The sequence below is a fragment of the Rhodococcus sp. DMU1 genome (genome assembly GCF_012272955.1).
GTDB classification, from domain to species: domain Bacteria; phylum Actinomycetota; class Actinomycetes; order Mycobacteriales; family Mycobacteriaceae; genus Rhodococcus; species Rhodococcus aetherivorans.
This window is the reverse complement of record NZ_CP050953.1, coordinates 140,466-154,779: the sequence shown is the minus strand read 5'-3', so window position 1 is coordinate 154,779 and position 14,314 is coordinate 140,466. Positions and strand designations below refer to the sequence as shown.

Annotated in this window: 9 protein-coding genes and 3 pseudogenes; 4 read left to right on the top strand and 8 right to left on the bottom strand. The window is 64.8% G+C overall.

What is annotated here, in order from left to right:
* Positions 1–159 precede the first annotated feature (159 nt).
* Together HFP48_RS28780 and HFP48_RS31820 are read right to left on the bottom strand one after the other, a co-directional pair.
* Complete coding sequence (locus tag HFP48_RS28780; protein WP_210432779.1) at positions 160–942, bottom strand: IS630 family transposase; 783 nt, start codon at positions 940–942, stop codon at positions 160–162.
* The gene (locus tag HFP48_RS31820; protein WP_246872461.1) at positions 831–1,301 is read right to left on the bottom strand and encodes a helix-turn-helix domain-containing protein; all 471 of its coding nucleotides are present in this window, start codon (positions 1,299–1,301) and stop codon (positions 831–833) included. The genes HFP48_RS28780 and HFP48_RS31820 overlap by 112 nt, the downstream gene beginning before the upstream one ends.
* A 108-nt stretch (positions 1,302–1,409) precedes the next feature.
* Between HFP48_RS31820 and HFP48_RS31815 the strand changes: the two are divergent.
* Positions 1,410–2,688 (top strand): annotated as a pseudogene (locus HFP48_RS31815) (IS3 family transposase); the annotation flags it as partial.
* A gap of 44 nt (positions 2,689–2,732) precedes the next feature.
* Here the strand turns inward: HFP48_RS31815 and HFP48_RS31810 are convergent.
* From HFP48_RS31810 to HFP48_RS28750, 4 genes and pseudogenes are all read right to left on the bottom strand, one after another.
* Positions 2,733–2,994 (bottom strand): annotated as a pseudogene (locus tag HFP48_RS31810) (IS1380 family transposase); the annotation flags it as partial.
* Between the two features lie 71 nt (positions 2,995–3,065).
* On the bottom strand, positions 3,066–3,467 hold the full coding sequence (locus tag HFP48_RS28760) for a hypothetical protein (protein WP_168580787.1): 402 nt from the start codon (positions 3,465–3,467) through the stop codon (positions 3,066–3,068).
* A gap of 61 nt (positions 3,468–3,528) precedes the next feature.
* Complete coding sequence (locus tag HFP48_RS28755) at positions 3,529–4,014, bottom strand: flavin reductase family protein (RefSeq protein WP_168580786.1); 486 nt, start codon at positions 4,012–4,014, stop codon at positions 3,529–3,531.
* Between the two features lie 14 nt (positions 4,015–4,028).
* Complete coding sequence (locus HFP48_RS28750) at positions 4,029–4,535, bottom strand: SDR family oxidoreductase (RefSeq protein WP_168580785.1); 507 nt, start codon at positions 4,533–4,535, stop codon at positions 4,029–4,031.
* A 1,012-nt stretch (positions 4,536–5,547) separates the two neighbouring features.
* Here HFP48_RS28750 and HFP48_RS28745 point away from each other — a divergent pair.
* A protein-coding gene (locus HFP48_RS28745; protein WP_246872713.1) for an IS5 family transposase occupies positions 5,548–6,346 on the top strand; the annotation gives its coding sequence in 2 pieces (ribosomal slippage) (positions 5,548–6,012 and positions 6,014–6,346; 798 coding nt in all).
* A 641-nt stretch (positions 6,347–6,987) separates the two neighbouring features.
* Positions 6,988–8,259 (top strand): group II intron reverse transcriptase/maturase, encoded by a 1,272-nt coding sequence (gene ltrA, locus HFP48_RS28740; protein WP_168580784.1) that lies wholly within the window; start codon positions 6,988–6,990, stop codon positions 8,257–8,259.
* A gap of 24 nt (positions 8,260–8,283) precedes the next feature.
* On the opposite strand, the gene HFP48_RS28735 is transcribed toward ltrA, so the two are convergent.
* Positions 8,284–9,759 (bottom strand): NF041680 family putative transposase, encoded by a 1,476-nt coding sequence (locus HFP48_RS28735; protein WP_246872711.1) that lies wholly within the window; start codon positions 9,757–9,759, stop codon positions 8,284–8,286.
* 326 nt (positions 9,760–10,085) lie between these two features.
* Here HFP48_RS28735 and HFP48_RS28730 point away from each other — a divergent pair, with 326 nt between their 5' ends.
* The gene (locus tag HFP48_RS28730) at positions 10,086–13,355 is read left to right on the top strand and encodes a protein kinase (protein WP_168580783.1); all 3,270 of its coding nucleotides are present in this window, start codon (positions 10,086–10,088) and stop codon (positions 13,353–13,355) included.
* A gap of 363 nt (positions 13,356–13,718) precedes the next feature.
* Here HFP48_RS28730 and HFP48_RS28720 read toward each other — a convergent pair.
* A pseudogene (locus tag HFP48_RS28720) lies at positions 13,719–14,267 on the bottom strand (transposase); the annotation flags it as partial.
* Positions 14,268–14,314 lie beyond the last annotated feature (47 nt).

Below are 14,314 nucleotides of genomic sequence, written 5' to 3'. Positions count from 1 at the left end.
GTCCCGTTCGTTCAGGGCCGACGCGGTGGATCTCCCAACGACGCTATGAGGTGTGACCGCCGCACCGTTAACGCGATGGCGCCAAGGAGTTGGGAGTTTCCGCCACACTCCGACCGACCTGTCGTCGCCTCGAGCGCCGGAACTAGTAGACTGTCGCCGCTAAGTCTTGGGATATAGGTGGCGGAGTTTGATGCGGGCGTCGTCGGTGGTGAAGTGCCACTGGACCTGGCGTTGATCGGCATTGGTCTGCCGTTGCCAGGCAGCGAGTTCGGCGCCCAGTGTCTCGAGGTCCTCGATGCGCCGGTCCAGGCACTGGCGGGTCAGCACCGAGAGCTCGATCTCGGCGATGTTGAGCCACGAGCCGTGTTTGGGGGTGTGGTGGATCTCGAGCCGCTGTGCGAGCGCGAACGCCTCGGCCGGCTCGAAGGCCTCGTAGAGCGATCCGATGCCGTGAGTATTGAGATTGTCCATCACCAGCACCACCGTCTCCGCGTCCGGGTAGTCCACGCACAATAGCTCTTTGACCTGCCGAGCCCAGTCGACCTTGGTGCGCCGGGGCTGGGCATCGACACGCCGCCAGCCGGCCAGAGGCTCGACCCAGCAGAAGATCGAACAGGTCCCGTGCCGCACATACTCGGAGTCCTCCTTCAGATCGCGCCCCGGGCCTGCCGGGATCGGCTCACGCACGTGAGCGAGGAGCTGGTAGGGCTTCTCGTCCATACACACCACCGGGTGAGAGGGGTCGTGGGGGCGGGCGTAGACCGACAGGACATCCTCCATCCGAGCGGCGAACTCCGCGTTCGCTTTTGGTGGGATGGTCCAACACTTCTTCAGGTGAGGACGAAGTTTCGTTTTTTTAAGATCCGGCCGATGGTCGAGTGGTCCAGGTCGGGGATGCCCTCGACCAGGGCGACGTGCTTCTCCAGCAGTCGCAGCGACCACCGGGCATGACCCTCGGGCGGCTTCGAGCAGGCCAACGCAATCAACCTGGCCTCGATCTCGCCGGTGATCTGCGACGGCACCGGCGGGAGGTCACGCTGTTTGCGCCCGATCGTGGCCTCCACGTCCCGACCGGTCTCAGCGAACCGCTTGGCCACCAGTCGCACCGTCTCACCCGAGACTCCCAACCGGGCTGCGATCACCTTCCTCTCATCCACCACCCCGGCCGAGGTGTCCAGCGCCAGCAACACCCGGGCCCGTCGGATCATCGAGGCCGGATGCACCCCGGTGGTGGTCAATCGTTCCAAGAACTCACGATCAGCCGAGCTCAACGTCACCGGACGCTTCTTCTGTGAAGGCATGACAACAGTCCTGACCGGCAGAGGGGAAGGGGAAGTCTGCCGCCCCAACCCTAACGAAACAGGACAGAATTAAGCAGCGACACGCTACTAGTGCCGTATCACGCTACGTTTGCCCTGTCGACGATCAGCGAATGGCGTAAACAACGCGACGCCGGCGCCCTCGACGGCACGAAACCCGACGAGAAGACCGGCAAACTCACCGCCGAACAAGCCGAGATCGCCCGACTCACACGCGAACTCGAACGAGCGAACAAGAAGCTGGCCACCACCCAAACCGCACTGGGGATCATGGGAAAAGCACACGAGCTCTTGGAGCAACTCTCCGAGAGCACGAACACGGACGAGCAGCGCAAGAAGCGTTGATCCACGCCCATCACGAACTCACCAACTCCGGTATAACCACAAGGGATGCAACCACACTGACAGGAATCGCCCGCTGCACCGCAGCGCGGGACAAAGCTCGTCCTACGGCAACGGACCCGGCCGTCACCACCGCCGGCCGCAGCCCGGAAAACAAACTCACCGACACCGAACGCCGGGCCGTGCTCGATGTGCTGTGCAGCGCCCGGTTCGTCGACCAGGCGCCACTCGAGGTCTACGCCCAACTCCTCGACGAGGGGATCTATCTGTGTTCGGTGTCGACGATGTATCGGATTCTGCGGGAGAACGCGCAGGTCAAGGAGCGGCGTCGGCAGGCTCGCCATCCCGCCCGGGCCTGTCCGGAACTGGTGGCCACCGCGCCACGACAGGTGTATACCTGGGACATTACGAAGCTGCCCGGTCCGGTCAAGGGCACCTACTTCGATGCCTACGTGATGATCGACATCTTCTCCCGCTACATCGTCGGAGCGCACGTGCAAACGCACGAGTCCGGACTGCTCGCTACGGAGATGATGACCGAATCTTTGCTGTGCATGGAATCCCGAATGTCGTGCACGCCGATCGGGGAACGTCGATGACGAGTAAGACCGTTGCGACGCTGCTCGCCGATCTCGAGGTCACCCGCTCGCATTCACGGCCACGGGTATCGAACGACAACCCGTACTCGGAAGCGCTGTTCAAGACCCTCAAGTACGGGCCGATGTGGCCGGAACGCTTCGCCTCGATCCACCATGCTCGGAATCTCGTAGCCTCGTTCACCGCGTGGTACAACCACGAACATCGTCATATCGGTATCGGCCTGCACACGCCGGCGGACGTGCATTTCGGTCTCGCAGAGCAGAAGGCCACCGAACGCGCCGCCATGCTCGCTCGAGCCCGAGCGCGGCATCCCGAACGATTCGGGACGGCCGGCACCCCGAAGATCCTGGATCTGCCCGCCGATGCATGGATCAACAAACCCGCAGCCGAACCTGACCGACCCGGCGCCGATCAGGCCGCTGCGTAACTCCCGTTGGACTCAAACGCCTTGACACATTCCGGAACGCCGATTCCCCGGGCCATGATCTTGCCGTCGGCGCCACAGACGCGGGCAGTGGTGATCGCCGAGCGCAGTTGGGAGGCGGCGCCGCGCCCGGGTCCGGTCTTGCCAGCCCGCAGCCGCGTCTCCGCACTCACCGGAGCGCTGATCCCGGTGGACAGGGTCGTGACCAGCGGAGCGAGGCCCTTGTGAAACAGGGCACGTTCGGCGATCTTCGCGTGCCCGTATGACGCTCCTTGTTTCTGATGCCCCGTAGACCGGGCGCAGCAACGCGGACCGATGTCACACAGTCGGAATAGCTCCGTTCGGGGTTGGTCGGAGTTCGGGTGTCCGGGCTGGACGGATCAGCGCCGGTCGTCAGCGGCTGATGCCGCCAACTGCGGAGCGGGGACGCATGACACGCCGTCGCCGAGACGGAGGACCTGAAGGTCCTGGACGAGGCCACGCAGGCCGTTCTCGGTTCCGACGAACCAGACATGTTTGCGGTGGGCTTCGCTACCCCGGCCGACGGTCCGCTCGAACTCTCGCATCGCCTCGCGTGCTGTTGCCGCAAGGCAGGTATTGATGCGGACCAGCAGCGGCGGTGTGGGAAGATTTGCGGTCGCGTACATCGCGCGCACACCGAGTGCCGCGTGCTCGTACCTGTCGAGGCTTTCGATGTCGAGTTCGACTGCGTCGGCGTCGACGAGTTCCTCGTAGGTTCGTGGACCCGACCATGTCGAGAATTCGACGATGCGTTCCGGCACGAAGGACGGCGCCGTCTCGTTGTGCATTATCACTGATCGAACCATGGTGGACACCCCTTGGTCAGGCCGGAAGTCTGTGGAAGGTGCTGGCGTGGAAGATCAGGGGACCGGTGACGTCGTGAATCGTGGCGGAGTGAACTTCCAAGAGGACCATGAAGTGGTCTCCTGCCGGGGTTTTCGACCACACCGCGCCTTCGAGCCATGTTGTTGCGCCGTCGACATAGACGGCACCGGAGTCGGCGACTGTGGTGGTGATCGATTCGAACCGATTCCCCTCTTTCATGGCCAACGCGGTGGCCGCGTGCTCGTTGTCCGACCCGAGAACGCTCAGTCCGAGTCGGGTTCCTCGTTCGAGCATCGGCCAGGTGCGTGAGGTGTTCTGGATGAACACCCCTACCAGTGCCGGTTCGAGGGATACCGGTACGAACGTGCTGACCGCCATGCCCGTTGGTGTGCCGTCGATCTCGGCGCAGATGGCGACGACTCCGCTGGGGCATCCGGAGAAGATTCTGCGCAGTTCCTTGGGGTCGAAGACTGTCGTGGTCATCTCGCCATCTCCTTTTAGTGTGTATCTGTCATCAGGGCTAGTGGGTATTTGACCGATGCGCCACCGTCGACACCGATGACCTGGCCGGTGATGTAGGAAGCGAGCGGTGAGGTCAGGAACAGTGCGGCGCCGGCCACGTCCTCTGGTGAGCCGAGTCGTTTCATGGGTACGGCGTCGGCGAACTCACCGTTGCGGCCGGTGGTGTCCAACAGGTGCTGCATTCGTGGAGTTGCGATGATGCCGGGTGGGATGGCGTTGACCCGGACGTTGGTGGGCGCGAGTTCCGCGGCGAGGGATCGGACGAGCGAGACCAGTCCCGCCTTGGCGGCTCCGTAGGCGAGGTTGTACGGGGACGAGTGGATGCCGTTGAGCGAGGCGCTCGCAACGTAGGAGTCGCCGCCTTGTCGATGTCCACGATGGCGACGTTGGGCGCCCACGGCCGAGAGTTCCAGTGCGATAGCACGGCCGATGCCGCCGCCTGCATCGGTGACCACCGCGGTGCGGCCCTTGATCTTCTCCAACAGAGAACCTTTCGTTAAAAAATCCCTCCGGCCGGCACGCGGAGCATGCGGTAGGTCCCTGCGAACCGCGGAAGTCTCGTCCGGGCCCTGGACGGCCTGTGACCTGTAACACTATCGAGGGTTGGCTGTCCCGTTGTAGCGAAGTAGCGTCAGCCGAGTTGTGCGAACGTGCCACATCGGAGTAAGTGGCGATCAGGGCGGCCTTTTCCGACAACGACGAAGATGAGTAACGTGAATAGGGTCGAACGGGGCATCGGCCAGGTACACGTCGCCGAAGGGCCGTCACAGGTCATGCGGACTTGGCACCCGATGTGTTCCTCGACCGCTCGAGGATCGAGGCCTATGCGACTGTGCCCACCAGAACCGCAATCCCGGGAGGATAGCACCGCGCCTCGCCGCTGTGGGAGAACGATGTGACCTGCTGGGCGGTTGGTCGCGTGCCTCTTACTCCCTTCTCTGGTCCCAATGTGCGGATGAGCGGTGAAGCCGCGCCAACTCGCACTCATATCTATTTTCGGTAGGCAACGTCCGAGCAGTCTCGCGTATGACTGACCCGATCCGGCCCCTGTGCTGCGGCGTGCTACGGGGTCTCTACCTCTCCTAAGTCCGTACAGCCCGGGGGCGACGCAAGGAGCGCCAACGGTGCGCAGTGGTGGTGCTGCACCTGTGGACCGATGGCTCTATCGGCAGGCTGGCCAGTAGCTGTCGATGTGACCGGCGACAGGGTCTCGTGTCGATGATCTGTGGATGCAGGACGGACTGAGGCTGGTCGGCGTAGTCGATGGGCGCAGTACGGTGGACGCGCTCGTGGTGGTCAAGTTCGCTGAGAACGTGTTTGTGAACCTCTGTGCTTGAAGTTACAAGATGGGATCACTGAGGAGGAAGTGAACTCCTGGTAGGTCAGTAGGTGCTTACGCCACGACCCGACCAGGAGCCCACGTTGTCATCATCGCTCATCGCGCTGTGCCCGTCATGCCCGACCCCCGAGGGGGCCGCCGGGCACCGATGCCGGGTGTATCCCTCGTCGTCGGTCACCGACGCGCAGGGGGCGCTGCTCGAGCCGCTGCTCCCACCTCCCGGCAACGCCACAGGACACGGTGGACGGCCCGAGAAACACTGCCGCCGACTGATTCTCGATGCGATCTTCTACGTGGTGCGTGGCGGTATCGCGTGGCGGCAACTCCCATCGGAGTTCCCGCCGGCGATGACGGTGTACGCCATCTTCGCCCGCTGGGTCCGCGCCGGGGCCTGGCAGCGCATCCACGACGCACTGCGCGATCGGCTCCGGATCCACGACGGCCGCGGCCCTCTGCCCACAGCGGCGATCATCGACTCGCAATCGGTGCCCGGTGCCGACACCGTGGGCCGGTCCAGCCGAGGATACGACACGGGGAAAAAGATCAACGGCCGCAAACGGCACATCGCGGTCGACACCAACGGGCTGCTGTTGGCGGTGGTGGTGACCGTGGCCGGAATCGGAGGACCGTGATGCGCGGTTGCGGCTGCTGGCGTCGTTGCGGGCCCGATTCTCGACGATCAGCCTGGTGTGGGCCGACGGCGGCTACGCCGGACGGTTCGTCACCTGGGCGAAAAACGTTCTCGCTCTTGTGGTCGAGGTCGTCAAGCGCACCGACGATGCCACCGGGTTCACGGTCCTTCCCCGCCGGTGGGTGGTCGAGAGGACCTTCGCGTGGATCAGCAAACACCGTCGATGCGTCCGCGACTACGAGACCCGGCCCGATCATCATGAGGCGATGGTGCACATCGCCATGATCGTGACCATGTCACGCCGGCTCGCCCGATCGGCGTGACATCCACCAGGTTCTCAAACACGTTCTGAGCTTGGCTTTTAAGTGCGCCACGAGCGCGGAAGGTGAGGTTTGATTGAGTAGGTGACCTTGCTGGAAGCGGTGCTGTGCAGGAGATGAGGGTTTTGTGGCCCCTCGGAGTTGCCTTGCGGTAGGAGGCTTCAAACCACCCCGAGCTGCGTTAGCTGAAGACTGTCGTGGTGAGCGTCGGGGGGAAGGCGCGCCTTTGAGTGCGTCAGGTGGGGTTCGGGAAGGCGAACGCGAGTGAACCGCTGTTGACGTGTCGAAACAAGTAGCTGGCATCAAAACCGGGGCGGTTAAATGGCGCCGGGATGAGCCTGGCGGGTGACCGTGTATTGGCCAGGCGGTGTCCGGCATGGAGGCGGCGCGAGCCCGAACTGCGGCTTCTGCATGGAACGTGGGAAGGCGCGTGTCGATACTGCCCGATGTCCGGTTCCCGGGCGGGTGGGTGAAGAGGGAGAGCACCGGACGGCCGAAACCGGAGGTGTTGAGTACCGTGGCGGCGCGCGCCGGCGGACCGGCTCGTAGTAGTGGGGAAGCTCCTGTAATGGGGGTGGAGCGAAGGGGCCGGCTCATCTGGTGTTGTTTGTTCGAGCAACCGGGTGTGTCCCGGGAGGAGCCGAGTGAGCAGTACGGGTTCGGAAGGAAAACCGTTCGACATACCGAAGAGCCTGGTGTGGCGGGCGTGGAAGCAGGTCCGGAAGAACAGGGGTGCCGCCGGGGTGGATGGGCAGTCCATCGAGGAGTTCGAGGTCGATCTGGGGAACAACCTCTACAAGATCTGGAACCGAATGTCCTCGGGGACGTACTTTCCGCCCGCGGTGCGTGCGGTGGAGATACCGAAGCCGCATGGTGGCGGGACGAGGGTTCTCGGCATACCTTGCGTCGGTGACAGAGTGGCGCAGACGGTGGTCGCGCTGGCGTTGGAACCTCGGACGGAGTCGATCTTCCATGACGACTCCTACGGGTACCGGCCCGAGCGCGGTGCGTTGGACGCGGTCGCGAAGTGCCGCGAAAGGTGCTGGCAGAAGGCCTGGGTCATAGATTTGGACGTCAGCAAGTTTTTCGATTCGGTTGACCATGATCTGATGGCGAAGGCGGTGGCCGCGAACACGACTCACGAGCAGCGCTGGATTGTGCTGTATGTGCGGCGGTGGTTGGTGGCCCCAATTCTCATGCCCGACGGCAGGTTGGTCGAGCGGGATTGCGGGACCCCGCAGGGGTCGGCTGTCTCGCCCGTGCTTGCTAATCTGTTCATGCACTATGCGTTCGACATGTGGCTGGAGCGGGAGTTCCCGACCGTGGAGTTCGAACGTTATGCCGATGATGCCGTCGTGCATTGCGCGACGGAGCACAGGGCCAGGGAAGTGTTGGCCGCGTTAGAGGTTCGGATGGCCGAGGTCGGGTTGCAGCTGCATCCGGCCAAGACCAAGATCGTGTACTGCAAGGACAAGAATCGGCGGTTCGAATGTGAGAACACGTCGTTCACGTTCCTGGGGTATACGTTTCGAGCGCGGAAGGCGCAGACCAGGGATGGACTGAGAGTGTTCAGTGCGTTTCTGCCCGCGATGGGTGCCGATGCGCTCAAAGCCAAGAGCGCGGAGGTCAAGGGCTGGCGTATTCACCTGCGAACCGCTCAGGATCTGGCCGAGTTGGCCGGGTGGATGAACCCGATCATTCGGGGGTGGATGACCTATTACGGCAAGTTCTATCGGAGCGAGATCTACGTTCTGTTGCGGCGCATCAACACCTACCTGGTGCGCTGGGCGAGACGGAAGTTCAAGCGGCTGAGGTCGTTCAAGAGGGCCGAGCGGTGGTGGAAGGGGTTGTTGCGACGCCAGCCTCGCCTGTTCGCCCACTGGGACTGGATGGCCGATTTTCAATGGATCAGGTGAGAAGAGCCGTGTAACGGGAGACTGTTAAGCACGGTGCTGTGGGAGCCCCGGGGTGAGATTCCCCGGGGCCACCCGACCCTGCCGGCGTGACACCGACCAATTCCTGGGCGTCAGTTCGGTGGCGTTTGCCCACGTGGTGAGGGGTGCAGGGCGGGTGTTCTTCGAGCCGGGTGGCCGTCCGGGGCCGGGCCGGGAGGGTTTCGGCGCACCGACCGGAGAGCCCCGGGCCCGGTGGATGCGCGGAAACCCCCGGCGGACGCGGGCCGGGGACAATCGATGCGGCGGTGCAGGTTTCTCCCAGGGACGACGCAGGTCCTCGGCCAAGGGTCGGGCGAGCCGCAGTTGAGTGTGCGCGACGAGCACGAGCCAGGTCCACCGGTCGGCGGCCTCGGGACTACGAATCTTCGGGGAGGTCCAGCCGAGAGTCTGTTTGAACAGTCGGAAGGTGTGTTCGAGATCGAAGCGCCTGAGAAACATCTGCCACAACCGGTCGACGTCCTCGGCGAGGACCACGTCCGGATCCGAGCACCACAGCCACACCGGGTCCGGGTGCCGGTTCCCGGGCAGATGCTCGACCTCGAGTCGGAGCACGGTGCCCGCGACGATCGGCGGTGGACCGGGGTGATCGGCCCACACACCTCGATGAGTAATCTTGGGGTGCAGCCGATTCCATACTGATGCGGTGGCGGTGTCGTACCGGTCGGTGACAGTGCCCGTGGTGCTCGCAGGTTGCGGCCAGGTCGCCGGATCGGCGAACCGGAACTCGCGGCCGTGCCGCGGCGGGCGTCCGGTGCGGCCCGGCGGCGGCGCCGGAAAACACAACACCCGGTCGCTGCGCATCCGGCCTAGCACGAGCACCGGGAGATCGGTGAGCACGAACGCCAACCGGGCCAGCTCGTAGCCGGCGTCGAAGATCAGCAGGATGTCCGGGTCGCCGTCGCGGTGCTGCCCGGCCTCGCGTAACCGGACCACCACCTCCCGCACCTGGGCGGCCGTGACCGTCGTGTCGTCGTCATCGGGATGCAGCCGGCGGGCGTCGAGCACCGCCGCCGGTGAGGTACGGCCCGGCTCGAGGGCGGCGACGAACGAGTACGGCCATCCGGGGATCAGTTGCGCCGCGTTCTTGCCTCGCCCGTAGACGTGGCAGAACGCCCGGTGTGCGCTGGTGCGGGCGTCCGGGCGCAGCCACGGGCTGACATCGACTGCGAGTACGATCGCACCGTCGCGGTCACGAGGCACCGTCAGATCGGCGAGCGAACGACGGAGTCGAGCGATATCCATTCGGCCACAGTTGATTGCGTCGTACAAAGCGCCGTGGCCGCGGCGGTGCTCCGGGGTCAGGGACAGCTCGACCAGGCTGCGGACCGCGCCGCCTGCGCACAGCAGCGCATCGGCCAACTCGAACACCGCGTCGCTGCGGGCCTGCAGACAGCGGTAGAACTCCTCGCGGAACGCGGTCAGGGCGACACGCGCATCGGCATCCGATCCTTCCCCGACCACCCCCTGGTCGGGCACACTGATGTTCACGGTCACCGCCTGGTTCGTCTCGAAAGTTCTGTGGAAGGAACCTCGAGATGATCAGACGGTGGCCGCCTCCTGCCTCGACGACACGCCGAACCATGCCAGGACCAACTGCCCGGCGTGATGGCGGAGGTTAAAAGTCAAGCTGAGAGGTACATCGGCGGCTCCGACCGGCGCACCGATCGACCGGAGCCCTCGTGCTGTGGTATCGGTCCGGCCGCGGTGGGAGCGCCCTGGGATATGCTTAGGTGTTGCTCACTGAGTTCGTCGACCAGTTCGACGTGCAACCGTGAAGAGATGTGTCGATGAATAACGTGGATCCATTCGCGACTCAGCGCGGCGTGCCCGGCGTGGTGACGGCGGAGCTTGCCGCGGCCGGGTTCGAGGATGCGCTCGAGATTGGACGCGGCGGATTCGGGGTCGTGTACCGGTGCACGCAGACGGCGCTCGAGCGCACGGTGGCTGTCAAGGTGCTTACCGCGGATCTCGACGAACAGAACAGGAAGCGGTTCATTCGAGAGCAGCGTGCGGCGGGCCGGTTGACCGGTCATCCCAACATCGTCAACATTCTCCATGCCGATGTCACCGAGAACGGCCGGCCGTTCATTGTGATGCCGTACTACGCCCGAGGCTCTCTAGATGCCCGCATTCGACACCACGGCCCGCTTCCCCTGGACGAGGTACTCCGACTCGCTGTGAAGATGGCCGGTGCCTTGGAGGCCGCGCATGGTCTTGGCATCCTCCATCGTGATGTCAAGCCCGCAAACATATTGTTCACCGACTACGGCGAGCCGGCGCTGACGGACTTCGGCATCGCGCACATTACCGGGGGGTTCGAGACCACCACAGGGGTGGTAACTGGGTCACCGGCTTTCACCGCCCCGGAAGTCATCGCCGGACGTTCTGCGACCACTTCCGCGGACGTCTACGGCCTCGGCGCCACCTTGTTTACGGCGCTCACTGGTCACGCGGCGTTCGAACGCCGCAGCGGCGAGCATCTGGTCGCCCAGTTCCTGCGGATCACGTCCGAGCCGGTTCCGAACCCACGCGAGCACGGTATTTCCGAGGACGTCAGCGCAATCATCGAACAGGCCATGGCAGGTGACCCTGCGGCTCGCCCGTCCGTCACGGAGCTGAGCCGACAGCTGCGCGAATCCCAATTGCGTCATGGTTTCGCGGTCGACGGGATGGCCATGTACACCGCGCCGGGGCTGGCGCCCGGCGCACCTTTTGTGGACGGGCCTTCCGAAAGGGGTGTGTCGCCTTCCCCGTCATGGTCGACGGATTCGGGCCGTGGGGGCGATCTCCCGTTGGAGTTGACCAGCTTCGTCGACCGGCGGACGGAGCTGACCGCGGCGAAGAACGTGCTGTCGAGGTCGCGGCTGCTTACCCTGACCGGCACCGGCGGGGTAGGGAAGACCCGTCTGGCCCTCCGTATCGCCGCCAAGGTGCGTCGCGACTTCGCGGAAGGCATCACGCTTGTGGAACTCGGGGAGTTGCGCGACGAGCTGCTCTTGGCGGGGGTGGTGGCCAACGCGCTGGGATTACGTGATCAATCGGCGCGACCGCTTCGCGAGGTGCTTGTCGAGTTCCTCGCACCCCGCGAGCAGCTCCTGATCCTGGACAATTGCGAGCAACTGGTCGCTGCTGCCGCCAAGCTCACCGAAACCCTGCTTCACAGGTGCCCTCGGCTCCGGATTCTCGCCACCAGCCGCGAACCGCTCGGCATCGGCGGGGAAGCGGTGCTGCTCGTACCACCGCTCGGCGTCCCCGACCCCGGCCACCTCTCGCGGGCGGTGGCCGGTAACGACGCGGTCACCTTGTTCGCCGAACGCGGCGCGACCGCGGCCCCGGGATTCGAGGTGACCGACGACAACAGGGTCACCATCGCTCGGATCTGCCAGCGATTGGACGGACTCCCGTTACCGATAGAGCTGGCAGCCGCGCGGTTGCGAACGATGACACCGGAACAGATTCTGCAACGCTTGACCGACCGGTACCTACTGTTGACCCGCGGCAGCAGGGACGCACCGTCGAGACAGCAAACGCTCCGGATGTGCATGGACTGGAGTTACGACCTGTGTACACCGGCGGAGCAGCGACTGTGGGCGCAACTTTCGGTGTTCGCCGGCAGCTTCGATCTCGATGCCGCCGAACAAGTCTGCGGCCCCGATCTGACCCCGCAGGCTCTCCTCGACACGGTGACCTACCTTGTCGACAAGTCGATCCTGACCCGGGAGGCGGCGGGTGCGACGGTGCGGTTTCGGATGCTCGAGACCGTGCGCGACTATGGCCGAGAAAAGGCTCACGAGAGCGGCGAGCACACCGAACTATCTGAGCGGCACCGAGACTGGTGTGAACGCCTGGCACTCGACGCGGAATCGCAGTGGATCAGCTCACGCGAGCTCGCGTTGATCACCACCTTCGTGCGGGAACACCCGAATCTTCGGGACGCATTGGAATTCTGTGTCTCCGACAGCCCCGATTCCGGGCTTCGGATCGTTGCCGCCTTGTACCCGTTCTGGCTTTCCCAGGGTCTGTTCAGCGAGGGGAGACGGTGGCTCGACCGGCTTCTAGCCAGTCAACCGTCCGCGCCGACCACCGATCACGCCAAAGCGCTGTTTCTCGGCAGCCTGATGAGCGGAATTCAGGGTGACCTGCAGGCGACAGCCGCCCTGCTCGACCAGGCACACGTGCTCGCTGCTCGCACCTGCGATCCGCTGACACGCGCCCACATCGACAGCGCTCTCGGTTACGCCGCCCTGTTCGGTGGACATGCTCTCGACGCACGCGCTCATCTCGAGAAGGCTGTCCAGACATACACCGGACGCAACGATGTGGTCGAGGTCGTGGCGCTGACCGGCCTCGGCTTGGCCGACGAGTTTCTCGGTGACACCGAACAGGCCATCGACTGTTACGAGCGTGTTCTGGCCATCACCAATGCCCGGGGTGAATCGGTGTTTCGGTCGTACTGCCTGTGGGGGCTGGCGGTCGCCGTATGGCGACGCGGGGAGCGTGAACGAGGTGTCCAGCTCCTCGAGCAGGCATTGCAACTCGACCGCGAGGTGAACGACCGGTTCAATGCCAGCCTGTGCCTGCAGGCGCTGGCATGGATCGCCGCCGAGGACCAAGACGCACGACGGGCGGTCGTACTGATGGGCGCCTCGCAGGAGTTGAGCCGGTCGGTAGGCAGACCGATGGTCTTCTTGCCCAACTTGAGCGAGTACCAGGACGAATTCGACGGCGCCACGCGGCGCGCGTTGAGCAGGGAGGTTTCCGCGTCCGGGCACCGGGATGGCGCGGCACTGAGTTTCGACGCCGCCGTCGCCTACGCGTTGGGTCAGCAACTTCATCCTCCTGAGGCGCCACCTAGCGGTCCCGCCGCGCACCTGACCAAGCGCGAGCGGGAGGTTGCTGGATTGATCGCCGAGGGACTGACAAACAAGGAGATCGCCGCTCGCTTGGTGATTTCCCCTCGCACCGCACAAGGGCACGTCGAACACCTGCTGACGAAGCTGGGATTCACCTCACGCACCCAGGTCGCTGCATGGTTCGTCGAAAGGGCAAATTCTTGATCCCACCTCGGCTACGGCAAGAGCGACCCCGCCGGCAGGGGCAGCGGCAACTCCCGTGGGTGGCAGACGCGCCAAGATCGTGTTGACCGAGGCCGCGCCGGTCGAGTTGGAGGTGCCCCGCGATCGGATGCGCAGCCCTGCTCGCGCCTAGTCCCAATACAGTTCAGTTAGGTGGCCTCACTGTGCATACCGCCGTGTGCGTGGGCTGCGGACGATGTCGGTGGTGTGAGCGTTTGGCGGCCCACTTGAGGACTTTGCGTTTGACCACGCGCGGGCCCGGCCGCAGTCGGCGAACCGAGTTGAGGCGACGCAGGAGCTTGTCGATGGCGCACCGCCACAACCCGGTGGGGCCTTACGGTCGTGAGGGGGAAAAGCGCTGTGCGAGAGCGCTCTGCGGGTGATGCGCAACGCGGCGACGAAGGACATCCGGTCCGGGTCGTGCCCGCCGGCGAGCGCGGCGTCGACCATCAGGGTGCGGATCGCGTAGTGACAACACAGGTGCCCCCAGATTTCCTGCAGGACCAGATCCGGCGATTGCGAGCGCAGCACCGCCCGCGCCCCACGCTGGTGGGTTTGAGCTCGTCGAAGGTGTTCTCGATCTCCCACCGCTGCGCGTAGGCGAAGGCGAGATCCTCCGCTGCGGCCTGTTCGGGGTCGAGGATCGTGGTCAGCAGGCGGTATTGCTCGGGATCGTCTCGTCCGTTGTCGAGGGCGTAGTCGATCACCCCGCACGATCAACGGTTCGATCGTGCTGCGGTTCGAGCCCGCCGACGGGGCGATCTCGGCCAGCCACGACCCGTCGGCCTGGGTGTCCACATGCTTCGGCCGCAGGTTCGTCTTGACCCGCCAGAGCAGGTCCGCGCCGGTCGCGGCGGCGCGGGTCCACAGATCGAACCCGTACCAGCCACCCCGTCCGGGAAGGCCGCCTGGACCCGGCCGGTGACGTCGCGGCGTTTGCG